This is a genomic window from Pirellulales bacterium, from assembly GCA_035656635.1.
Taxonomy (GTDB): domain Bacteria; phylum Planctomycetota; class Planctomycetia; order Pirellulales; family JADZDJ01; genus DATJYL01.
Map to the genome: position 1 here is coordinate 1 of DASRSD010000146.1, position 23,195 is coordinate 23,195.

The following is a 23,195-nucleotide window of genomic DNA, read 5'->3' on the forward strand; positions in this document are numbered from 1 at the left end:
TAGGCTCACGTAACCGTGTTGTTTGAAATATTTCGGCAAGCTGACAAAATCGGGATGCAAATCGCCAAACCAGGTGCGGTTGCCGAATACCCCAGTCGTGGTCGGATTGCGGCCGGTCAGCATCGAGCTGCGCGACGGATTGCACAACGGAAACTGGCAATACGCCCGATCGAACTTCACCCCGGCCGCAGCCAGCGCGTCGATGTTGGGCGTCTTGGCCAACCCGCCGAAGCTGCCGCACTCTGCCCGCATGTCGTCGGACATGATGAACAGCACGTTCAGCGGCTTGTGCGCCGGTGGTGAAGTTGTTTGTCCGCTAGCGGACTGGGGATTTCCCACGAAAGATTTGGGCTGCTCTTGAGCCGCCAGATTCAGGCCGAACATGGCGCCGACCAGCACGGCCGACAAAATCGCCCCGTGGAATCTCAAATTAGACATGGTCGACGCTCCCGATTTGCAAGCCGGCTGCCGGCAAGAGAATTCTTGTGCCGATCTTACCAGCCGCCTGAAGCAGTCGCAAGAATTTTCGACGGCGACATTCTGCTTGGTTAATTAGGCAAAAATTGCTGCGAAGCGGGGCCAGAAGTGCAGCCCCTGGAAGTCGGTGCCAACGCCGTTACAATACCGCAGACGGATCGTACATCCTTGGCATCTTGAACTGGCGGCGCTTCACGCCGGAACGCTGGCGCTTTGATCTCGGGCGGCTTTTGGCCGCAATGGCAAAGGGCCAGCCATGGCTCCGGCAACAGCTTATGGTCACTTCATCTCTTGCTCAAACGCCGCTGCACGATTGGCATGCCGCGCATGGCGGCCGGATGGTCGATTTCGCCGGCTGGTCGATGCCGGTGCAGTATTCATCAATCGTAGCTGAGCACACTGCCACGCGCACCGCCGCCGGTTTGTTCGATGTTTCGCACATGGGCCGGCTGCAGTTTACCGGCACCGGTGTCGCCCAATTTTTAGATTCGCTGGTTACCCGCCGCATCACCGAGATGGAAATAGGTCAAGTGCGATATGCCTTGGTCACGAATGAACAAGGCGGCATTCTTGATGACGTGCTGGTCTACCGTTTAAAGCACCCCAGCAAAGGCGAATACCATTTGATGGTGGTCAACGCCAGCAATCGAGAAAAAATTGTCGATTGGATTCAGCACTGGCTGGACGAACGAAAACCTGATGTTCGTTTCACAGACATCACGCACGACACCGCCATGATCGCCGTGCAGGGACCGCTGGCGGCAAAGTTGATTGAACCCCGCGTGCCATTTGATCCAACCGCGATGAAGTACTATCACGCAATTTCAGCGGAACAGGGATACGGATGCATCAGCCGCACCGGCTACACAGGCGAAGACGGGTTCGAAGTGATCGCGCCGGCAAATGAAGCGTTAAAAATTTGGGAAAGCTTGCTGGACAGCTCAAGCCAGTTGGGAGTAATGGCCGCCGGCCTGGGGGCGCGCGACACCCTGCGATTGGAAGCCGCCATGCCGTTGTACGGTCACGAGCTGAACGAGCAAACCAATCCACTGGAAGCCGGGCTGGGCTTTGCCGTGAATTTGGAAGGACGACGGTTTCCTGGAAGTGCTGCGCTAGCCACCGTACAACGCGAAAAGCCACGTCGCGCACGCATTGGCCTGGAACTAACTAGCAAGCGTGTGCCACGGGAGCATTATGGAATTTATGCCGGTGACCAGCCGATTGGCGAAATTACCAGCGGCACGTTTTCGCCCACGCTGCAAAAACCAATCGCCATGGGCTACGTGCCGCCGCAGTTTGCTCAGTCTGGTACAGAACTTACTGTCGACATCCGGGGCAGCCGCGAACCTGCCCACGTAGTGAAGTTGCCATTTTACAAACGACCATAAACTCTGCGTTCAGCCGCGTGAATGTGCGGTTCCATTTTCGGTAATAAAACGGGAGCAACGACGTGAAGCCTCAAGAACTGTTGTACGCCAAAACCCATGAGTGGGCCGCAGTGCAGGCCGGCCCGCAAGGCGCAAAAATTGCCACGGTCGGCGTGTCGGCGTTTGCCGTCGAGGCGCTCACCGATCTGGTTTACATGCAACTTCCTAGAGTCGGCCGCAAAGTGAAGGCGGGCGAATCGTTCGGCGAAATTGAATCGGTGAAAGCGGTCAGCGATTTATACAGCCCGGTGGACGGCGAAATCGTCGAAGTCAACACCGCCCTGCCCAACAAACTGGAAACGCTCAACAGCGATCCCTACGGCGCCGGCTGGCTGGTTAAAATTAAATTGAGCGACGAAACCGCCCTCAAGAACCTACTCGATTACGCCGCGTACCAAAAGTTGTGTACGGAAGAATCACACTGAACAACCTTGCGGCGCGTCTCAAGCGGCGCGTTTAATTACTGATGTCGTACATTCTGAACACGCCGGCTGATCAGCAAGCAATGCTGGAAGCGATTGGCGTCCCCTCCATCGACGAATTGTTCGCGCAAATTCCCGCCGAGTTACGGTTGAATCGCGAATTGAATATTCCGCCGGCGCTGTCGGAGTTGGAACTGACGGCACATCTGGGGCAATTGGCGGCGCGTAATGTGGCTTGCGGACAAAAGGTCTGCTTTCTGGGCGGCGGCAGTTACGATCACTTTATTCCCGCCGTGGTCGATTACGTGGCTTCACGCGGCGAGTTTTATACTTCCTACACGCCCTACCAGGCCGAAGCCAGCCAGGGCAATCTGCAAGCGTTCTTCGAATATCAAACGCTGATTACACAACTCATGGGCATGGATGTTGCCAATGCTAGTTTGTACGACGGCGGCAGCGCAGCGACCGAAGCGGTGTTGATGTGCATTCATGCCACAGGCCGCCAAGGGCGTGTGATTGTGCCGTCCAGCGTGCATCCGGAATACCGGCAAATCCTGCAAACATATTTGGCGAATTTGGGAACGGAGTTGGTCACGGTTGGCACGCCGGAGGGAACGATCAACCCGCACGAACTAGCCGCTGCACTTACGGATGACACAGCCTGCGTATTTGTGCAACATCCGAATTTTTTTGGTTGCCTGGAAGATGTCCAATCGCTAGTGAAAGCCGCCCACGAGCGCGGCGCACTGGCGGCGGTGTCGGTCGATCCCATTAGCTTGGGCTTGCTCAAGCGGCCGGGAGATTACGGAGCCGATATTGTTGTGGCCGAAGGGCAATCGCTCGGCACGCCTATGCAATACGGCGGGCCGTACCTGGGCATCATGGCTTGTCGCGAAAAGTTTGTGCGCCGCATGCCTGGCCGCATTGCCGGGCAAACCGTCGATCGCCGCGGCAAACGCTGCTGGGTGCTTACGCTGCAAACTCGCGAACAGCACATTCGCCGCGAAAAAGCCACCAGCAACATTTGCACCAACCAAGGCCTGTTCGCACTCCGGGCCAGCGTGTATTTGGCGGCCATGGGCCCGCAAGGCATGCGCGAAATAGCCACCGCTTGCGTTCGGAAAGCAAATTATGCGCTGAAAAAATTGACGAGTGGAAATCGGCTGACCGCCATGTTCGACCGGCCCGTGTTCAAAGAATTTGTGCTCCGCGATGCTGCCGGCCGAGTGGATGAATTGCTGGCCGAGGCGCTCGATTGTGGTTACTTCGCCGGTGTGCCGCTGGGACAATGGTACCCGGAATTGGGCGATGGACTTTTAGTTTGTGTCACCGAAAAACGGACCCGTGCAGAAATCGACGGGCTAGCTGCGCGAATTGCCCAACAACGCCAACCGAAAGCCGCCGTTCATGCGTAATACTCGCGCCACCCAGTTGCTGTTTGAACTTTCGCGGCCTGGCCGACGGGCAGCGCACATTCCGTGCACCGACGTGCCCGCCACCGCGGTCGAAGAATTGCTGCCGGCCGAAGCGCTAGCCGCCACGCCGCCGCCGCTGCCGGAACTGGCCGAGCCCGATATTGTGCGGCACTACGCCAATCTTTCGACGCAAAACATGTCGATCGACACGCACTTTTATCCGCTGGGTTCCTGCACGATGAAGTACAATCCTAAACGGAACGAACGGATTGCCGGCCTGCCAGGTTTGGCCGATTTGCATCCATATCAGCCCGAGGAAACGCTGCAAGGCATGTTGCAGTTGCTGTACGAAATGCAAGCCATCCTGGCCGAAATTTCCGGACTTGATGCCGTTTCGCTGCAACCGGCCGCCGGCGCCCACGGCGAATTAACCGCCCTAATGATGGCGGCCGCGTACTTTCGCGATCGGGGCGAAAAGCGGACCAAGGTGCTCGCTCCCGACAGCGCCCATGGCACGAACCCGGCCAGCGCCGCCATAGCAGGCTTCGAAGCTGTGACGATTCGCAGCGCTGCCAATGGTTCCGTGGACTTGGCCGATTTGAAATCGCATCTTGGCAACGACACCGCTGTATTCATGATCACCAATCCCAACACGCTGGGATTGTTCGAACGGCAGGTGCGCGAAATTGCCGACTTGGTGCACCAACAGGGTGGCCTGATCTATCTCGACGGCGCGAACATGAACGCGATTTTGGGCATCGTCCGGCCCGGCGATTTCGGCGCCGACATGATGCATTTCAATCCGCATAAAACGTTCAGCGGCCCGCACGGCGGCGGCGGTCCCGGTGCAGGGCCCATTGCGGTGCGTAAATTTTTAGAGCCGTTCCTGCCACTGCCGGTGGTGGAAAAAGTCCCTTCACCCTCATCCCGGCCCTCTCCCGTCAAGGAAGAGGGAGATTTTGTTTATCGCCTGGTGCGCCAGCGGCCCAAATCGATTGGCCGCGTTCGCAGCTTTTTCGGCCAGGTGGGCGTGTTTGTGAGGGCCTACAGCTACATTCGCACCTACGGCCCGCAAGGTTTGAAAGCGGTTTCGGAAAACGCGGTGCTGAATGCCAATTATTTGCTCAGCCGCGTGAAGCACATTTTTCCGGTGCCGCATGGTGATCGCTGCTTGCATGAATTTGTCGCCACGGCGGCCAAGCTGAAAGCCGATCGTGGAGTTTCGGCGATGGATGTGGCCAAGCGGCTCTTGGATTACGGTTTCCATGCCCCCACCGTTTACTTCCCACTCACCGTAAAAGAGGCCATGATGATTGAGCCCACGGAAACCGAGAGCAAGGAAACGCTGGATGCCTTTGCCGAAACTCTGTTCCGCATCACGGAAGAATCGCCGCAACTATTGCACGATGCGCCGCACACCACGATCGTTAGCCGGCCGGACGAAGTCCGAGCCGCTCGGCAACCCATCCTGCGCTGGACGCCGGCGGGAGAATGACGAATGTCTAAATCCGAATGCCTAATGAATGACCAATGACCAAATCCCAATGACCAATACTCAGACCTTGCTGTTTGGTCATTGGTGCTTGGTTATTGATTCGTCATTTGGATTTCGTCATTCGTCATTATTTTGATTCCCTGTCGTCTAATCATCGATCCTCCCTCTCCCGGCGCTTGGAACATGGCGCTGGATGAAGCGCTGCTGGAATCGGCGCAGAATGAGGGGATTGCCACGCTGCGGTTTTATTCCTGGCGGGAGCCGACCTTGTCGCTGGGTTATTTTCAGCCCCAGGCCGATCGGCAGTTGCATGCCGCTAGCGCCGAATGTGCGCTGGTGCGCCGGGCTACCGGCGGCGGCGCAATTCTGCACCATCATGAGCTGACGTACAGCATTGTGCTGCCCAGCTCTCATCCGTTGGCGAAGCCGGCCGAAAAGTTATATCAAGCTGTGCATCAAAGCTTGATTAAAACACTGACTGAGTTCGGCGCCGCGGCCACATTGTGTGAATTAGGGGTGTCGACAGAAAGCGATCGTGCCGGTAAACCGTTTTTGTGTTTCCAGCGTCGAGAGGCGGGCGATGTGCTCCTTGGAGAGCATAAAATCGCCGGCAGTGCCCAAAGGCGGCAGCGCGGCACGGTACTGCAACACGGCAGCGTGCTTTGGGCCCGATCGGCATTTGCCCCGGAACTTCCTGGCATTACCGATTTAATCGAAGGGGTTTCACAATCCGGGCACGGCCACGCTCAGGGAATCAGCCGGCTGCTGGAACTATGGCCCGCACATTTGTGCGCGAGCCTTAATTTGGATGCCCAGCCAGACAGGCTGGCAGAATCGCTGATTTCCGATGCTCGCGAAATCGAACAGCGAAAATATCTCGACTCCAGTTGGACTTGTCGACGCTAGCAAGCCCTTTGGCGGAAGTCTCAATTCGGCAAGGTGTTGCAACTTCTACACGATTCCTTAACCAAGTTAAATACAAGACGGGATGAAAATCAGAATCGAGTTCATTGGCTGGTCGGCCGATGTCAGTTCGAGAAGGTTTAACGGCTAGCAGGGGTTCGCCGGGACACCAATGGGGGAGTTCTTTGACTCTGCAAGCCCGATTCGTTATGATCGGCATGTGGGAAAGACATCGGCACTCAGCTGCGTGCCAGAGTGTGAATAGTAATCGTGATCTGGCCCATGCTGCGAGCCACTCAAAGGCCATCATTCTTTTTTCTCCAAAGAGTGGACTGCAGTAACGTCACGGTTGAGCTTGCAGTTTTAAGGGATTCAACTTTTCTTAATAGGGAGCAAGCCGAAGTGTCGCAAGCTGTTGATCCGGCAGCGCATGATTTCGTCGTGGTTCATTTCCGCTCTTATCAATTGACGTACTGCAAACCACGAAACGGAACCGAGGCGGTGTATGGAATTAACGCTTAAGCTGCTGACCGGTCGCAACGCCGGCCAGGAGATTCCAATTCCCATTAGCAAGTTTCTGATCGGCCGCGCCGACGATTGCCACCTGCGCCCGCATAGCGAAACCGTCAGTCGGCATCACTGCGTGCTCCTCGTCGAAGAAGGGTTTTGCGCGGTGCGCGATTTTGGCAGCCGCAACGGCACGCTGGTGAACGAGCAGAAAGTCGTCGGTCAGCACGAGCTACATAACGGCGACCGGTTGAAAGTGGGCAGCTTGGAATTCGAAGTGCAACTGAGTTCCCGCGTCGGCGGCAAAAAGCGCCCGAAGGTCAAAGACGTGAAAGATGCCGCCCAACGCACGGCCGCGCCGGTGGTTGCCAAGGGAGACCGAGACATTAGCGATTGGTTGGCCGAAGACGGAGGCGAAAATCATGCGGCGGTCGACAACCTGCGCGAAACACGCCAGCCTCCGCACGAAACGCCCGAAAATCTGTCCACTCGGGAAACTGCGTTTTTGAAAACACCCGCCGACGAAACCACTACTGTAAAACCGCTGGATGCCAAGAGGAATGAACCCGTCTCGCCGGCGCCTAAACCCGCGGATTCCGGCGGCATGGAAGCACTTAAGCGCACCGGTAAGTTCGCAGCTCCCACCCAGGCCGCTCCCAAAGACAGCCGCGAAGCCGCCAATATGGCTCTGCGCAAACTCTTCAATAATCGGAACGGCTAATCCCGGTTGGATGTTTTGGCAGATTGAGTTTGCAGGCGAAGGCTTTTGCGGCGCTACCCTCGCACTGTTTGCGTCGTAAGCTGCGCTTTTGATAACCTTGACTGGGAAATACCAGGCTGCCTATAGTTTTAACGGCGGTAGCAACGATAAGTAAGCTAGAGAATTTGATAGAAGCGGATTCGGAATTTGAACGTCGAAAACAAAAATCTGTTTCCCTAGAGGCATGCGTGAGACCTGTCCACCGCCAACGTAAAGCTGCTTTGCTGGGCTTGGCCTTCGATGCCGCCGACGGACACACGCGCATTACCAAAGGCGATAATTTTCTGCTAGCCGGCGGTTCTCAGGAAACGCACGAAGTGATGCAGGAAACTGCCACCAAAATCAACGAGAAGCTCTCGGAACGCAGCCAGCGGTTGGAAGACGTTTCGCTGCAGGAATTGCGCGGAATTGCCCACGATGTGTGGCAGCAAATCACGAGCCGGCAATAACCGCCTAGTGAATGGCCCTGGCGGATTTGGCTTGGTTTTGGGTTAATCTTCGCGGCTAGAACGCGCTCGATTTTCGCCGGCCGACATTCCCCGAGCAATCAGATCGAGCTTCGGGGCTGCTTCGGTTTCCATGCGGCGGGCCGCTTCAGGCGGAATTCGATAATTGCCCCATCTAACGCAAACCCATTAGCTATGCAAAACTTGCGCTGTTAGTAGGGGGAATGCCGTTGTTTTTCAGCCTGGCCGAAACCACAATGGCTGCAGGCAGGTATTTCACTTAGAGCCGTTTTCCGCCAGAAAATGGGGACCCAGCATTGGCCGACGATGTGCGAGAGTTAGTTCGAAGTTCGCTTGCCGGTGACCAAACCGCCATGTTGGCATTGGTAAACCGCTATCAAGGCCAAGTTTTTGGCTTGTGTTATCGCATGCTCGGACAGCGCCAAGATGCGGAAGATATGTCACAGGAAACGTTTGTTCGCGCTTTGCGAAGTCTGCGGAGTTGGGACAGCGATCGCGAATTTTTGCCGTGGCTACTGGCGATTGCTGGAAATCGGTGCCGGACATATTTGGCCCAGCGAATGCGGCGTCCCGGCACGACGCCGCTGGTCGAACACTTGCCCGATCGCCAACCAGATATGAAACCGGCCCGCCATTTGGCCGAGGAATTGCAACGGGCCCTTTCTCGGCTGCGGGAAGAATATCGTCTGGCATTTATGTTGTTTCATTATCAGGAGCTAAGCTACGCTGAAATTGGCGCTGCGCTAAATTGCCCGTTGGGAACCGTGAAAACGTGGGTACATCGGGCGCGGCGGGAGTTGGTCGAAATGCTTCACAAACGAGAAGCGGTGGGGGAGGTGTCACGTGTCGCAAGCCGAATTTAGCAATCACGAAATGAGTTGTGCATCGTTTAAATCGCGGTTGAATGCCGTGCTCGATGCCCGGCGATTACCACAATTGGATTTGCAATTGTGCGCCCATGTGCGGCGCTGCCCGTCATGCGAACACTTAATGACAACTCAAATGTTACTGCTGGAAGCGTTGCCCAGCACGCCCGCAAAACTTTCCGCAGATTTCGCCGTGAAAATTCTCCAGACGGCGGAAACCGAACGGCGACAGCAACATCGTTGGCGGGTGCGCGCCACGAGTATTCTAGCAATTGCAGCGGGTTTGATGATCGCCCTGGCCAGTTGGCGCGGCCCTGTCCTGACGCAAGGTTTGGCTAGCCATTCCAGTGCTTACCCGGCCACGCAGCTTACCGCTGAAGTGGTTCGCCGAGTTGACCAAGTGGCCGCCGATTTCAAACCGGTCAGTGGTTCGGTCTACACGGCATTTAACGCCATCTGGCTGGCGAATCGGTTATTGTAAAACCGTGCTCATAACTGCCACTCCGGGATCATTCTGTCGCTAATCGTCGAGACAATCCCCTGCATTTTCACTGCGTGGGACCTTCTTCGGCTGCTCAGCCCCCCGCGACCGTTAAAATCGCCCGATTGGGAAAACCCATACAAAGCGATGGGTTCCCTAAAACCCTATATTTTTCCCAGTCGTTGATTTTTCACAGCCGGACCCGCCGATTTTCATTCTCATCAGTAAAAGTCCTATAATTTCCGTGGCTTACGCCCCTTTCCCAGACCGCAAAGGCAATTCACGTGACCAAAACCAAATCCGCTGCCGTGATAGATTGCCGTGGAAGCGCCAAAGAACGTCGTCATGCCATCGAGCGCCGGGTTGAAAAAAAGCCTATCGCCATCGAACGTCGCAAGCTGGAACGCCGAGAGAAAGTGAATCGCCGTAGGCAAATCGATCCGACCACCTGTGAACGCGACTACTCGCAAGACGAAATTGAATTCATGCACGCTCTGGATCAGTACAAGCGGACCAGCGGCCGAATGTTTCCCACCTGCAGCGAAGTGCTGGAAGTGATCCGCGGCCTGGGCTACGCCAAACTGAGCCTACCTGTCTCGAACGAAACCCAATTGCCGCTGAACGAAACGAATTCGCCCAGCAGCTTAAATTCGCTACAGATTTAATTGCCGCTTGCATTGCTTGCGCTGCTAGTGCAACTTTGTGTTGCCGGAAGCATCGATTGCTGAGACGCGTGAATCGCCCGATTCTGCCCTTGCAGCATTGCCGACCGGAAACTATCGTTGGCCCACTTTTCTCGGCCTGAGCCGCCGCTGCCGAAATGAATCTCGCGCCGGCCCGTTCATGCCACCCAGGGGCTGTTCAGCCATTGTTTTAACTTCAGCGGAAGGAGCCGCAAACCGTGAACTCTGCGCGCTTCAATCATCGCGTCGTCGGTCGGCACATTGTTCGATGCCGATACTTACCAATTCCAGCAGCAGTACTTGCAGGGCTATTCGTCAGCGCCATGTCCGGTTGCGGCTGGATGTCGGCCGGCGAAAACTCTGAAGGCGTGCGGCTGTTTCAAACGGGAAACTATGATGGGGCGGCTAGCGATTTTCGCGAAGCGATGCAAAACGATCCCAATAATCCCAACAGTTACTACAACCTGGCGGCATATTATCATCGCCAAGGCAAGCTGCTACAGAAACCAACGGATACCGCCCAGGCCGAAAGCTATTACCGCCAATGTTTGGACCACAATCCGAACCACGTCGAGTGCCGCCGCGGACTGGCTGTACTGTTGGTCGAGCAAGGACGCTCCGAGGAAGCTTTTAAAATGCTCGAAGATTGGTCCACCGAAAACCCGACGTTGGCCGCTCCGAAAATCGAGTTGGCCCGCATGTTTGAAGAGTTTGGCGATAAGAAATCGGCCACGGAATATCTCACCGCCGCGCTGACTGTTTCGCCGAACGACCCCCGTGCTTTGGCCGCGCTGGGCCGGTTGCGGGAAGACTCTGGCGACGTAAACCAGGCGCTGGCCAACTATCAGCGGGCTTTAATGGTCGATCGAAACCAGCCGGAGCTAGCTCAACGAGTGAACGCCTTGCAAGCCGCCGGCGTCACTGGCGCGCCCTATCAAACTGCCGGCGGCACTCGCTTGGTTGCCGCCCCCGATGCAACATTCCGGTAATTGGCCGAAGTATTACGCTGCGGCCTTTTCCGATGTTATTGCGTTGTCCAACTGCGGCAAATCAAACTGCGGCGGGAGTTCCACAGCACTGCTATCGGCCGCCACGGGACGCTTTTTACGGCTGACATGATTCAGCCCATCAAGGAGCGCAGGTGAAATTCGCTTCAACGCGTACAGCAAGCGAGCCAGTGGCGTTACTAATACCATCCGCTTGTTTCGTTTGATTGCCCACACGCCCCGCCGCGCCACGTATTCCGGCGAAGCACACAGCCAGGCGGGCGGGTTCGGCACGGTTTGGCCGCCGTTGCGCCCGCTGATCGCGCGATTGTACAAATTGCTACTGACCGGGCCAGGACACAAATTGGTAACACCAATGCCACGTCGATTATATTCGGCTCGCAGCGCTTCGGTGAAACCGGTCAATCCGAATTTGCTGGTGTGATACGCGTTGAATCGGCCGCCGGCCACAATTCCAGAAATACTACACACATTCAAAATGTGCGCGCCGTTTCGCGCCAGCAGCGTAGGCAATAATTCCCGAGTGATATGCAGCGGCGCCAATAGGTTAATGGCCATGAGCCAATCCCATTGTGTGCCCGTCATTTTTTCCGTCGGCCCATAATAGGCTACGCCCGCGTTATTCACCAGCAAATCAATGTATTTCCAGCGGGCCAGCAAATCGGCAATGGCGGCTGAAATTTGTGTGGGCTGCGACAAATCGCACGGCCGACCGACCGCCACGACGCCAGCCAGCCGACATTCCCCGACAACGGTTTGCAATCCTGCCACGTCAACATCAAGCAGATACAAATGCACGCCTTCTTCTGCCAGTCGCAGCGCCAGTGCCCGGCCAATGCCGGAGGCTGCGCCAGTGAGCAAGCAACGCTTTCCTTTAAGATGCTTCATATGCTGCTCCCTAGTTTATCTGCTCCCATTTTGATTGGCGTTTATTTGCGTTCATCCGCATTTCGTTCGTCATGTGTTTGTGCTCGGTTTTTTTCGCCCACCGACATAGCCGAAATGGCCGATGCCAGACGCCGTGGTAAAAATCGCACCACTAGCCCGTTGATTTGATAAAACAGCCCCGGCGTAATCAGCAGCTTGCCGCGAAACATTCCGTTCACAGCTTTACGGGCTGCATAATGTAGCGGGAGCGTGGTGATTTTCATTAGCAAGGTGCGCTCGTGATGAGCCACGTCGTGAAATTCCGTCGACATGAATCCGGGGGCCACTACGCTAATACTAACTCCAGTTTTGCGCAGCTCATGCTGCAGACCTTGCGCCATCGCGACCAAAAAAGCTTTTGCTCCGGAGTAAATGCTGTAGCGCGGGATAGGCTGTAATGCCGCAAATGACGACACCTGCAAAATTCGCCCGCCGCCTTGCCGCACCATCACCTGGGCATACAGGCGAGTGAGCACGATCGCTGCGGTCACATCGACCGCAATCATTTCTTCAATTTGCTGAACACTTTGATCCAAAAACGGTCCGAAATGTCCTACGCCCGCATTGTTCACCAGAATGTCGATTTGCAAACCGGCGGCTTGCACTTCGTCGAACAATTGTTGTGGCCCATTGGCCATCGAGAGATCGGCGGCAAACACGGCAACCGGTACGTCGTGCTTTTGCTGCAATTCGTCGGCTAAAGCTCGTAAGCGGTCCCGCCGGCGAGCTGCCAACACCAGATGAACGCCACGCTCGGCCAAAACCCGGGCGATTTCTGCGCCAAATCCGCTGCTAGCGCCTGTTACCAAGGCGCGCTGTTTTGCGGCATCCATGCCTTCTTTTCTCCTCGTAGAGGAGTCAAACTATCACAATTCCACCGCTTAAGTCACTTCCAGCTTCTAGCCCAGACAGCGAACCGGGACGAGTGTGTGCTGTCATGGCGTTAGCGTCCTTGACCACTTTGCCCTAGCGTCGTATTCTGCGAGATTCACTAACGAACAAGCTACGAGGAGCGGCGCGACTTGACCGCTCGCAGATATATTAACCATGACCGACCGCGTTTTTAATTTTTCCCCGGGTCCGGCTGTTTTGCCGCGAAGCGTGTTGGAGCACGCTCAGCAGGAGCTGTTGGCATTGCCAGGCGTGGGAATGTCCATTCTCGAAATCAGCCATCGTAGCAAGGCCTTCGACGCCATTTTGGCCGAAGCAACACAGGGCCTGCGTGATTTGTTGGCCGTGCCCGAAGGCTACCACATTCTGTTTTTGCAAGGCGGAGCCAGTTTACAGTTCTACATGGTGGCGCTGAACTTCTTGCGAAGCAGCGGGAAACGGGCGGATTACGTCCTCACAGGCGCGTGGGGCAAAAAGGCCTTGGAGGAAGCGCGGCGTGAAGGGGAAACGCACGTCGCCTGGGACGGCAAGGCAACCAATTATGATCGCTTGCCAAAGACCGCCGATCTGAAATTCACTACAAATGCCGCGTATGTTCACTATACCGATAACGAAACGATTCAAGGCGTGGAATTTCCGACGGTGCCTGAAATAGGTAACGCACCCTTGGTATGCGATGCCTCCAGCAATTTTCTTAGTCGACCAGTGCCCATAAACCGTCTCGGTTTGTTGTACGCATGCGCCCAGAAGAATGCCGGGCCGTCGGGAGTGACCGTTGTCATTATTCGCGACGAAGTTATGCAACGCGCCGCCGCGAATTTGCCCCCAATGCTCGATTATCGTCAATATGCCGCCAACGAATCGCGATACAACACGCCGCCCACTTTCGGCATCTATGTGGTGATGCTCATCTGCCGCTGGCTAAAGAGTGAGATCGGTGGGCTGGCCAAAATGCAGGAGCTTAATAAATCAAAGGCTACGCTGTTGTACGACGTGCTCGACAAGCATCCGAAGTTTTTTCAAGGGCATGCCCAACCCGATTGCCGCTCGCTCATGAATGTCACGTTTCGCCTGCCAAACGAGGAACTCGAAAAGGCGTTTCTCGAGGGTGCGAAACAACACAAATTGATCGACTTGAAAGGTCACCGTTCGGTCGGCGGCATTCGGGCTTCCATATACAACGCCATGCCACGGGAAGGTGTGGAAACACTACGGCAATACATGCTCGATTTTGCAAAGCAGCGCGGCTGAATTTCCGATCGCAGTGTTCGCTGGCCGGCTCGCAGCTAACCGCAAGACAGAGCAACGTTTTGAGCAAGACCACTGCCCATACACAACTCACTAATCAATCACGTACTAGTTACCTGCCCTTACCCTCATGCCGCGCATTGTCGTTCTCGATACGCTCAGCCCAGATGGCCTCAAACTGCTGGAAGAGGCTCGGCCCCGGGGCATTGAATATCAAGTCCGCACGGGACTAAAAGGGGGTGGCTTACGCGAAACGCTGGCCGAATTTGAGGGGGCCATCTGCCGCAGTGGAGTGAAAATTACCGCCGATGCACTGGCGGGCAACCATCGGCTTAAGGCCATTGTTCGTGCCGGAGTCGGGACGGATAACATCAACAAGGAAGCGGCAACGCGCCTGGGCATCGTGGTGATGAACACTCCGGCCGGTAACACGCTGAGCACGGCCGAGCACACTTGGGCGCTGATGCTGGCTTTGTCTCGCAATGTGGCCCCCGCCTACCAAAGCCTGATCGAACATCGGTGGGATCGCAACAAATACATGGGGACGCAACTGGCTGAAAAAACACTCGGTGTTGTCGGCCTGGGCCGCATCGGGCAGGCCGTAGCCAAGCGCGCCCGGGCGTTTGAAATGCGCGTGCTGGGATACGATCCATTTCTGAACAAAGATCGCGCCGCAGAAATGGGGGTCGAGCCGGTCGAAAGCATTCGCAAAATGTTGCCGCAGGTCGATTACCTCACGGTGCACACGCCATTGACCGAGGAGACCACAGGCATCGTCAATGCCGAAACGTTGCCACTGCTGCGCACTGGAGTGCGGCTCATCAACTGTGCACGCGGTGGTATCTATGACGAAGCAGCTCTTCTCGAAGGTTTAAAAACCGGCCGCATTGCCGGCGTTGCGCTGGACGTATACGCCGAAGAGCCTTGCACGAATAGCCCGCTATTCGGAATGCCGGGGGTGCTGTGCACACCTCATTTGGGCGCCAGCACGGAAGAAGCGCAAACCCAAGTGGCCGTGGAAGGCGTGGGATTGCTCGTGGATTTCCTGACCACCGGAGCTATCCGTCATGCCGTAAACATGAGCCCGCTGGACCCAAAAACGCTCGAAGGCTTGCGGGGTCATCTCGACGTTGCATTTCGCTTGGGGAGACTGTTGGCGCAATTGGTACGCGGTAGTCCCAAGCGATGTGAAATTCATTATCGCGGCGAAATTGCCGAAAAGAACACAAAGTTGCTAAGCGCCGCCTTTGCATGTGGGCTACTCGAATCGGCGCTGGTCGAAGATGTGAACATTGTCAATTCCGAAGTGCTGCTGCGTGAGCGGGGGATCGAGCTAGTTGAGCAATTGCGCCAAGATCGCGGCGCGTTTAATTCGCTCATTAGCGCTCAAGTGACCACCGATAGCGAAACTCGTCGAGCCGCTGCCACCCTCTTCGGCAATAACATGCCGCGATTGGTCCAAATTGACGAGCATCGCCTGGAAGCATATCTGGATGGCGTATTATTGGTGTTTACCCATACAGATGTGCCCGGAATTATCGGCCGAGTAGGCACCATTTTTGGACAACACCACGTGAACATCGCCCAAATGGCAGTTGGCCGCGGCGCCCCTGGCGGGTCGGCGACAGGTATCTTGAACCTTGACGGTGAACCTCCGCCCGTGGCATTGGCCGCTGTTCGGTCCTCTCCGGACATCAAAACAGCCACGGTCGTACAGCTTCCCTCCGCGGGAAAACTGCCAGGTTGGCTACAAGGGTAAGGCGTTGCTATTCGCGGCTCTTGGCCGCCTGCAACCGCCGTCAAATCCCCTACGGTCGCACCTTTCTCGCTTATTTTTGCAGATTCTGCAAACGTCAAAACTTCACAATTCCGTGAATCGTGGCCGATATTTTCTTAGCCGGCTTGGTACAAACACCTGGGCCGGCTCACTCTTTGTTTCCCACCTTCCAGCTAAATCCTTCCAGCACCGCCGTGGACATTATGCCGTCAGCCGATCTTTCTTTCGAAGCGCGCCAGCGCGAAGAGCAACTTGCCGAGCAATTCGAAGAACGGGTGTCCAACGCGCTGCGACAAAACCCGCACTTACATACGCGCAACTTGCGGTTTGAGGCCAGCGAAGGCCGCGTAACGTTGAAAGGGCAAGTCAGTTCCTGGTATCAAAAGCAAATGGCCCAGGAAACGCTATTCCGGCTGGACGGCATTGACCGAGTCGAGAATCAACTTGAAGTCAATTGGGTTTAATTCTTGCCGAGCTGTCACTTTTGTCCGCAGCTCCTAGCATCTGGGTCGCTGAGCAATTACCTCGGCTGTATTGGCCGATGAGTCCCCATCACAGCATCGCTGCGACTGTCGTAATTGGGCAAACAGCCATCCAAACGGCAAGTGTGTAGCATTTGCTGATTTACCGGAGACAATTGGCACAACCGCAGCATGCCGCCGTGCGAATGCACGCGCTTGGAGAGGAGAACCATCTGTGCAATCAGGCAACTTTGCAAATGCTCGATACGATCTAGTTCCAGCACGAGCCGGTATGTAAAGCTTTGCTCTAGGATCGACCACACCCTCTCTGCCAATAAATGCTCCTCGGTCCCACCTTCGTAGGCGGGCTGAAGTCGAACAAACATCCAGTCCGGGCCGCGCTCCACCTCAAAATCCCACCCTGTAACAGCTTGCACGGTGAACATACAGAATACCTCCCTTCCGCCGAAAGAGGTTTGCCTAACCATTAGTCGCCGAAAATTCATCATAAGCATTTCTGATGGCGATGCAACATGTGGCGCTACGATGGTAGGAAAAACCGGCCGAACCTCCTCCGCACACTTAAAGGGCAGTTCTCTCCTGGGCAATTGTGGTTCACCCTGCCGCCCCTTTGCAGCCCTCACTTCATCGGCGATACTTACGCTTCTTTCCGTATTACGGCCATTCGACTTAGACGTCTCAGCTGGCCTGCTAGCAACCGCTGACAGCTTTTTCACCAACATTACTCCCATTCCTTAGTGAGGCCCATCATGGCACGTTCCGGAGCAGTCACATTCAAAGGCAATCCTCTGACCTTAGTCGGTGAGGCAGTGAAAGTTGGCTCGCCGGCACCCGATTTTACCATTCACTACTTTGACGGCAGCCTCAAGACCATCAAACTTGCCGATCTCAAAGGCAAGCCCACCTTACTAAGCGTCGTGCCATCGCTCGATACCGGCGTGTGTGCCACCCAAACCAAAAAGTTCAACGAACAGTTGGGATCTCTGGGTGACCGCATTAATGCCGTCACCGTCAGCCTTGATTTGCCCTTTGCCCAAAATCGTTTCTGCGGGGCCGAGAGCATTAAGAACATGCGCGTCGGCAGCGACTACCAAGACCGTTCCTTCGGCAAGAACTGGGGCATGCTGATCGACGAGTTGAAAATCCTCGCCCGCGGCGTCTTCGTGCTCGACAAAGATGGCAAGGTCGTCTACGAACAGTTAGTAAAAGAAGTCACCACCGAACCCGATTATTCCAGCGCCCTGGCGGCCCTCAAATCGCAGTTGTAATTTACGGGTTGGTCATCGCGAGCAGAACACTAGGTGTTTAATCCGTCTTCAATTGCGACTCCAGCCACGGTGCAACTTTCTCTGCCCACAGTGCGCCATGCCTTGGCAAGCCTTGGGCGTTAAAGTGCACTCCCTTGCGAAACTCTTCGCCTAGCGCGTCAGTGTCGGGCCCTTCCAACGTCAAATGTGAATCCCACAGCGATTTTTGCGCGGCCCGAAACTCCGTGTTCCCGGTGTCTTGCTCGCTGTGATAAGTAGCTTGCGCCGTGAACCAGGGCACGTCCCAGCCAGCCGCTTGCCGCGACGCTTTGACCAGCACCGCCATGTAGCGCACGTAATCGTCGCCGGAAATTTGCCGATCAGCATTCGCTCTGTCCGGGCGCCGCTGGCCTGCGTCCGATTCTCCTTGATGCCACAGCACTGCCCGGCATCCATGCGGCCCCAGCGCCGTTAGCCTCGCTGGCAGCTTGGCGAAAATGTTTCCCAGCGCTTCCCACTGGCCCGGCCCAATTTCCTTCAATCCTTTGCCGGTGGTGGTCTGATGATCCACCTTTTCCCCCTTGGGCAGCCATTCCCGCACGCTGGTCGAACCCACTCCCAAAGCGACAATGCCAATGGGCACATGAAATTTTTCTGCCATTGCGTCGCCAAACGACGGCATGAAGCTCCCACCTTGGCCGCCAGCGCCGGGCTGCGGATCATCCGCGATACGCCATGTTTTGCCATCGAATGCCGTAACCAATCCCGATTTCGACTGCTGCTTCTCCGCGCCATAATTCGCCGAGTTTGATTGCCCGGCAACCACAAACACTTCTCCAACTCCAAGATGTTCAATCGTTGCCTGTGAGGTAACTTCGTCGCCACGCACGGCTCGCAATTCCAACCGAAACCAACCGCCAGCCGGAGCCGAGATTTTACCGGAGAACCGCGTCCTGCCCGACGCATCCGTTTGTTGCCCAGCATTTGTTGAGTCAGCCGATGCTGAAGGTTCGCTGTTCGCAAGGGGCTGCCAATCTTTCGCTAACGCTCCCGTCAGCGGTTGGCCGGACAACTGCCACTGGATTCTTTCATCAGCGGCACATTGACCAGCCACATAAATTAGGCCTTGCGCGGCCGATTGCCGCTGTGAAACCTCCCAATTCACCGGCTTCCACACAGTTATTCCATTTGCAGTGTTCTCTGCACCAACCAACACCGCCGAATGGAAAATCAATCCAACTGTTAACAATCCTTGTGACAAACCGAGCCGGCAATGGCGCCATTTCTGCATGACCCTATACCCGCTTAATCAGTCGGAGTAGGGCAATCAGAATGATGGCACCCACAAGTGCAACAATTAACGCTCCAACAATTCCTCCACCGGCTGATATTCCTAGCGTTTCAAATATCCAACCGCCCAAAAACGCGCCAATGATGCCGACCACTAAATCGCCTAACAAACCATAGCCGCCACCTTTCATAATCAGCCCAGCGAACCAACCGGCAACAATACCGATGATGATGAACCAGACCCAATGTGGCATGACCCTGCTCCTTTTTCCACGAAGTAGCGAACGACCGTGGCCGCCGGAATAGCGAGCCAGAGTGCGGCGATCGCTTTTCTCTATTTTACTTCAAAAGAGCTTCAATTTGCCTTCGGGCTGCATCTAATGCAGCCGGCAGTTTATCGGGCGATTTGCCGCCGGCCTGGGCCATGTCGGGCTTGCCGCCGCCACGGCCGCCAACCGTTTCCGCCGCCGAATTGATCCACTGTCCGGCACTCAGTCCGCGCTCCACTAAATCGCGCGTCAAGCCCGCAATGATGGTCACTTTATCTTCGGTGCTGCTAGCAAGCAAAATCGCCGCTGGGCTAACTTTGCGGCGTACCAGATCGACCAGTTCTCGCATGCCCCCGGTTTCCACTCCCGGTGTTTCGGTAACAATAACGGTCACGCCACCGACTTTGGCTGCTTCTTCAATCAATTTTTCGGGAGTCACGCCGCCGGCTTTCGGACCAGCCGCCAATTGCTTTTTCAAATCGCGCACTTCTTTGGCCAAAGTTCCCACGCGCTGAGGTAATTCGTGTACGGGCACGCGCAATGCGGCGGCAATTTCAAGCAGAACATGCTGATCTTCCCGCGCTTGTCGTAAGGCCCTCTCTCCCGTCCAGGCGACGATTCGGCGTGTACCGGATGACACGCTCTCTTCATGTGCAACGCGGAACAGACCAATTTGCCCAGTGCTGTTGACGTGCGTGCCACCGCACAACTCCTTGCTAAAATTCCCCATACTCACCATTCGCACCACATCAGGATATTTCTCTCCGAAGAGCATCGTCGCGCCGGCTTGTCGTGCCTCGGTAATGGGCAGCAATTTCCAACTCACTGGTTGCGCGGCCAGAATTTGGCGGTTTACTTCGTCTTCAATTTTCGCCAGCGTGTCTTTTTCGACAGCCGCTGGATTGGCAAAATCAAACCGCAGCCAATCGGCATCGACCTTGGAACCCTGTTGCTGCGCATGCTTGCCGAGATATTTTTGTAAAGCGTAATGCAACACGTGTGTTGCGGAGTGAGCCCGGCGAATGCCATCACGCCGCTCGTCATTCACCTTGGCGGTTACCGTCTGGCCCAATTTCAACACGCCCTGGCGCAAGTGCCCGCGATGCAGCACAAAGCCTTTTTCCTTTTGCGTGTCGATTACTTCAAATCGCAAACCAGGCCCGGTGATTTCTCCTGTATCGCCCACTTGTCCGCCCGATTCCCCATAAAACGGCGTTTGCTCCAGCACCACGGTCACGGGTTCGCCACTGCCGATTTCCTGCATCGCCTCGCACAAATGATCCTGGGCGATAATGCCCACCACTTTGTCGGCGGCTTCGATAGTTTCATAACCCAAAAACTTGGTCGGCTCCATTGCCTTGGCCAAACTGTCGACCGGGCTATGAGTGAACACATCGGCTACTTTGCCGCCGCCGCTTTCCAGGCCGTGTTCCTCCATCGCGGATTTGAAGCCGGCCCAATCCAATTGCAAATTATGCTCCGCGCCAATCTGCTCTAGCAATTCCGGCGGAAAGCCATGTGTGGTGTACATGTCGGCAGCTTCGGCGCCGGTAATTAGCGAGCGCCCTTCCCGCTTCATTGATGCAAACAACCGATCGATCAAATTCAATCCGCTGTCGATGGTGCGCAAGAAGCTTTCTTCTTCGCTGCGAATGATTTTCGACACCCGATCAATCGTGGTTTTCAATTCCGGATAAGGCTGCTTCATGACGTCGGCCACGGTGCCAACTAGTTGGTACAAAAACGGCTGCTTCACTCCCATTTGATGTCCGTCCAACACCGCCCTCCGCAACAGCCGCTTGATCACGTAACCTTGTTTCTTCGGCCCGGGCGCCACTTCCTCATGAATGGCAAAGGCACAGGCGCGAATGTGGTCGGCAATGCGCCGCAGCCGGCGGCCGTTGTCGCTGGCCGAGTCATACTTCTGTTTGCACACTTGCCCAGCAGCTTCAACCAAGGGACGCAAAATATCGATGTGAAAATTTGTTTCCACGCCTTGCATGACGGCGGCCATCCGTTCTAGCCCCATGCCGGTGTCAATGTTTTTGCTCGGTAGCGGCCTCAAGTTATTGGGAGGATTGCCGATACGGTTGAATTGCGTGAACACCAAATTCCAGATTTCGACTTCGCCGCCGCGGGGCGTGTGAAAAAAGATTTCGCTGCACGGACCGCATACGCCGTCAGGGCCTTTGCTGGGCGCACCGGCAGGCCAGAAATTATCATCTTCCCCCATCCGCTGAATATGTTCGGCAGGCACTTTAATTTCGTCGTGCCAGATGTTGTAGGCCTCGTCGTCGTCCAAATAGACCGAAACCGAAAGCTGGCCGGCCGGAATACCCATCCACTTCTTCGCCGTCAGGAATTCCCACGCCCAGCTAATGGCTTCGCGCTTGAAGTAATCGCCAAAGCTGAAATTCCCCAGCATCTCGAAAAACGTGTGGTGATACGCCGTGCGCCCCACGTTGTCGATGTCGCCAGTCCGCAGGCACTTCTGGCAAGTGGTGGCCCGCGTAAACTCGAGCTTGCACTTGCCCAAAAAATGATCTTTGAACTGGTTCATGCCCGCCGGCGTGAACAACACCGACGGATCCCACCGCGGCACCAGCACGTCGCTGGGTCGGCGGACGCACTTCTTGGATTCAAAGAACGCCAAATACTTTTCGCGAATTTCGTCGGTTTTCATGGGCGCAGGACGGTCAAAAGCGGATTTTTCACCGCGAAGACATTCAAACACGGAAACGCGAGAGCCCGTAAAATTTCAAACGGGACCGAATGGAACATCATATCCGCCTCGTGAAATAGCGACTAGGCGGAGATGCGGCCCGCAACTTCAGACCCCATCGAGAAAAGCCCCGCGACTCCCGTCCCAGGGCTTCCAAACCACGATGAAATTTACCCTCTGGCTTTATTCTTCTCCAGCTCCGCCGGTGCTGGGGATGACATTGCTAATGCCGGCGGCCAAAATCTTTTCCCGCAACTCTTCCGTGAGCTTGGAATTCTCGGCCAAATATTGCCGGACCTTTTCGCGACCTTGGCCTAAATGCGTTTCGCCGTATTTGAACCACGCGCCGGAGCGGAGGACCAATTTGTGCACCATCGCTAAATCCAGCACGTCTCCTTCATAGCTGATGCCGTTGGCATGCAGCATGTCGAACTCTGCCACGCGGAACGGCGGGGCAACTTTGTTTTTCACCACTTTGGCCCGCACGCGCTGGCCAATCACTTCCTCGCCGTCCTTAAGCTGGCCGATGCGCCGCACGTCGATGCGGCAAGACGAATAAAACTTCAGCGCCCGGCCGCCCGGCGTGGTTTCCGGACTGCCGAACATCACGCCAATTTTTTCGCGGATTTGATTGATGAAAATCACGCACGTTTTGCTCTTGGAAATCGCGCCGGTCAATTTGCGCATGGCCTGGCTCATCAGCCGGGCTTGCAACCCGACGTGCGTATCGCCCATTTCGCCGTCCAATTCCTTCTGCGGCACCAGGGCGGCGACCGAGTCAATAACAATCACGTCGACGGCATTGCTCTTGATCAGCATTTCGGTAATGTTCATGGCCTCTTCGCCGCTGCCCGGCTGGCTGACCAGGAGCGTTTCCAAATTCACGCCCAACTTTTTGGCCCAGGTAGGATCGAGCGCATGCTCGGCATCAATAAACGCGGCAATGCCTCCTTCGCGCTGAGCCTGGGCCACGGCATGCAGGGCCAACGTGGTTTTTCCGCTCGATTCCGGCCCGAAAATTTCGATAATGCGTCCCTTGGGTAGCCCCACGCCTCCCAGGGCCACATCGAGAGACAGGCTGCCGGTGGGAATGCCTTGCACGCGGCTGGTGGCGGCCTCGGTGGAGCCCAGCGGCATAATCGAACCTTCGCCAAAGGTCTTTTCAATTTGGGCGATGGTGTTTTTTAACTGGGGATGATCGGCCAGCGGGTCTTTCTCGGTTTGCGGCTGCGACTGCGGCCGCTTGGCGGCTTTCACATCCGCCGGTTTTTCCGTAAGCGTTTCTTTTTTGGCCATGTGATTGTTGGTTTTAACCGCGGTAACCATGAAATGTGCATCCTTTATCTCGCAGAAGCCCCGAAAGTGCAAGCTGGCAGCCTCCTGCGAAGTGCCCGGCCAGCCGCATTTGGTTCATCGACCCGGCGAACCGCAT

General features: G+C 55.9%; 23 protein-coding genes. 15 read left to right on the forward strand and 8 right to left on the reverse strand.

Annotation, left to right across the window (positions count from 1 at the left end):
• Positions 1-438, reverse strand: a 438-nt coding sequence (locus VFE46_14295; protein ID HZZ29164.1) for a sulfatase-like hydrolase/transferase, incomplete at its 3' end; no start/stop codon positions are given.
• Positions 439-752: 314 nt separating this feature from the next.
• Here VFE46_14295 and gcvT point away from each other — a divergent pair.
• The 11 genes from gcvT to VFE46_14350 all read left to right on the forward strand — a co-directional run bounded on the left by gcvT (position 753) and on the right by VFE46_14350 (position 10,892).
• Positions 753-1,865 (forward strand): glycine cleavage system aminomethyltransferase GcvT, encoded by a 1,113-nt coding sequence (gcvT, locus tag VFE46_14300; protein ID HZZ29165.1) that lies wholly within the window; start codon positions 753-755, stop codon positions 1,863-1,865.
• Positions 1,866-1,927: 62 nt separating this feature from the next.
• Positions 1,928-2,329 carry a glycine cleavage system protein GcvH gene (gene gcvH / locus VFE46_14305; GenBank protein ID HZZ29166.1) on the forward strand — a complete coding sequence of 134 codons (402 nt, stop codon included), beginning with the start codon at positions 1,928-1,930 and terminating at the stop codon, positions 2,327-2,329.
• Positions 2,330-2,370: 41 nt separating this feature from the next.
• Positions 2,371-3,741: an aminomethyl-transferring glycine dehydrogenase subunit GcvPA gene (gene gcvPA, locus VFE46_14310; protein ID HZZ29167.1), complete on the forward strand. Its 1,371-nt coding sequence runs from the start codon at positions 2,371-2,373 to the stop codon at positions 3,739-3,741.
• On the forward strand, positions 3,734-5,236 hold the full coding sequence (gene gcvPB, locus VFE46_14315; protein ID HZZ29168.1) for an aminomethyl-transferring glycine dehydrogenase subunit GcvPB: 1,503 nt from the start codon (positions 3,734-3,736) through the stop codon (positions 5,234-5,236). The genes gcvPA and gcvPB overlap by 8 nt, the downstream gene beginning before the upstream one ends.
• 132 nt (positions 5,237-5,368) lie before the next feature.
• The gene (locus tag VFE46_14320; protein ID HZZ29169.1) at positions 5,369-6,142 is read left to right on the forward strand and encodes a lipoate--protein ligase family protein; all 774 of its coding nucleotides are present in this window, start codon (positions 5,369-5,371) and stop codon (positions 6,140-6,142) included.
• A gap of 502 nt (positions 6,143-6,644) precedes the next feature.
• Positions 6,645-7,367: an FHA domain-containing protein gene (locus VFE46_14325; protein HZZ29170.1), complete on the forward strand. Its 723-nt coding sequence runs from the start codon at positions 6,645-6,647 to the stop codon at positions 7,365-7,367.
• Positions 7,368-7,594: 227 nt separating this feature from the next.
• Positions 7,595-7,855, forward strand: a complete 261-nt coding sequence (locus tag VFE46_14330; GenBank protein HZZ29171.1) for a hypothetical protein — start codon at positions 7,595-7,597, stop codon at positions 7,853-7,855.
• Between the two features lie 314 nt (positions 7,856-8,169).
• Entirely contained in the window at positions 8,170-8,736 is a 567-nt protein-coding gene (locus VFE46_14335; GenBank protein HZZ29172.1) for an RNA polymerase sigma factor, read from the forward strand.
• Positions 8,717-9,220 carry a hypothetical protein gene (locus VFE46_14340; GenBank protein HZZ29173.1) on the forward strand — a complete coding sequence of 168 codons (504 nt, stop codon included), beginning with the start codon at positions 8,717-8,719 and terminating at the stop codon, positions 9,218-9,220. The genes VFE46_14335 and VFE46_14340 overlap by 20 nt, the downstream gene beginning before the upstream one ends.
• A gap of 377 nt (positions 9,221-9,597) precedes the next feature.
• The gene (locus VFE46_14345; GenBank protein ID HZZ29174.1) at positions 9,598-9,885 is read left to right on the forward strand and encodes a hypothetical protein; all 288 of its coding nucleotides are present in this window, start codon (positions 9,598-9,600) and stop codon (positions 9,883-9,885) included.
• Between the two features lie 236 nt (positions 9,886-10,121).
• Positions 10,122-10,892 (forward strand): tetratricopeptide repeat protein, encoded by a 771-nt coding sequence (locus VFE46_14350; GenBank protein HZZ29175.1) that lies wholly within the window; start codon positions 10,122-10,124, stop codon positions 10,890-10,892.
• 12 nt (positions 10,893-10,904) lie between these two features.
• On the opposite strand, the gene VFE46_14355 is transcribed toward VFE46_14350, so the two are convergent.
• Together VFE46_14355 and VFE46_14360 are read right to left on the reverse strand one after the other, a co-directional pair.
• Positions 10,905-11,798, reverse strand: a complete 894-nt coding sequence (locus VFE46_14355) for an SDR family oxidoreductase (protein HZZ29176.1) — start codon at positions 11,796-11,798, stop codon at positions 10,905-10,907.
• Between the two features lie 41 nt (positions 11,799-11,839).
• The gene (locus VFE46_14360) at positions 11,840-12,670 is read right to left on the reverse strand and encodes an SDR family oxidoreductase (GenBank protein HZZ29177.1); all 831 of its coding nucleotides are present in this window, start codon (positions 12,668-12,670) and stop codon (positions 11,840-11,842) included.
• A gap of 214 nt (positions 12,671-12,884) precedes the next feature.
• Between VFE46_14360 and serC the strand changes: the two genes are divergently transcribed.
• The 3 genes from serC to VFE46_14375 all read left to right on the forward strand — a co-directional run bounded on the left by serC (position 12,885) and on the right by VFE46_14375 (position 16,217).
• Complete coding sequence (gene serC / locus VFE46_14365; GenBank protein HZZ29178.1) at positions 12,885-13,979, forward strand: 3-phosphoserine/phosphohydroxythreonine transaminase; 1,095 nt, start codon at positions 12,885-12,887, stop codon at positions 13,977-13,979.
• 127 nt (positions 13,980-14,106) lie between these two features.
• A complete protein-coding gene (serA, locus tag VFE46_14370) occupies positions 14,107-15,735 on the forward strand; it encodes a phosphoglycerate dehydrogenase (protein ID HZZ29179.1) in 1,629 nt (542 codons plus the stop codon).
• A gap of 119 nt (positions 15,736-15,854) precedes the next feature.
• A complete protein-coding gene (locus VFE46_14375) occupies positions 15,855-16,217 on the forward strand; it encodes a BON domain-containing protein (protein ID HZZ29180.1) in 363 nt (120 codons plus the stop codon).
• A gap of 56 nt (positions 16,218-16,273) precedes the next feature.
• Here VFE46_14375 and VFE46_14380 read toward each other — a convergent pair whose 3' ends face one another.
• Positions 16,274-16,660, reverse strand: a complete 387-nt coding sequence (locus VFE46_14380; GenBank protein HZZ29181.1) for an STAS domain-containing protein — start codon at positions 16,658-16,660, stop codon at positions 16,274-16,276.
• A 324-nt stretch (positions 16,661-16,984) separates the two neighbouring features.
• On the opposite strand from VFE46_14380, the gene tpx reads away from it, so the two are divergent.
• Positions 16,985-17,503 carry a thiol peroxidase gene (gene tpx / locus VFE46_14385; protein ID HZZ29182.1) on the forward strand — a complete coding sequence of 173 codons (519 nt, stop codon included), beginning with the start codon at positions 16,985-16,987 and terminating at the stop codon, positions 17,501-17,503.
• A 37-nt stretch (positions 17,504-17,540) separates the two neighbouring features.
• Here the strand turns inward: tpx and VFE46_14390 are convergent, their stop codons facing one another.
• The 4 genes from VFE46_14390 to recA all read right to left on the reverse strand — a co-directional run bounded on the left by VFE46_14390 (position 17,541) and on the right by recA (position 23,089).
• On the reverse strand, positions 17,541-18,716 hold the full coding sequence (locus VFE46_14390; GenBank protein HZZ29183.1) for a sialate O-acetylesterase: 1,176 nt from the start codon (positions 18,714-18,716) through the stop codon (positions 17,541-17,543).
• A gap of 61 nt (positions 18,717-18,777) precedes the next feature.
• Entirely contained in the window at positions 18,778-19,026 is a 249-nt protein-coding gene (locus tag VFE46_14395; GenBank protein ID HZZ29184.1) for a GlsB/YeaQ/YmgE family stress response membrane protein, read from the reverse strand.
• Between the two features lie 85 nt (positions 19,027-19,111).
• The gene (gene alaS / locus VFE46_14400; protein HZZ29185.1) at positions 19,112-21,724 is read right to left on the reverse strand and encodes an alanine--tRNA ligase; all 2,613 of its coding nucleotides are present in this window, start codon (positions 21,722-21,724) and stop codon (positions 19,112-19,114) included.
• A 222-nt stretch (positions 21,725-21,946) separates the two neighbouring features.
• A complete protein-coding gene (recA, locus tag VFE46_14405) occupies positions 21,947-23,089 on the reverse strand; it encodes a recombinase RecA (GenBank protein HZZ29186.1) in 1,143 nt (380 codons plus the stop codon).
• Positions 23,090-23,195 lie beyond the last annotated feature (106 nt).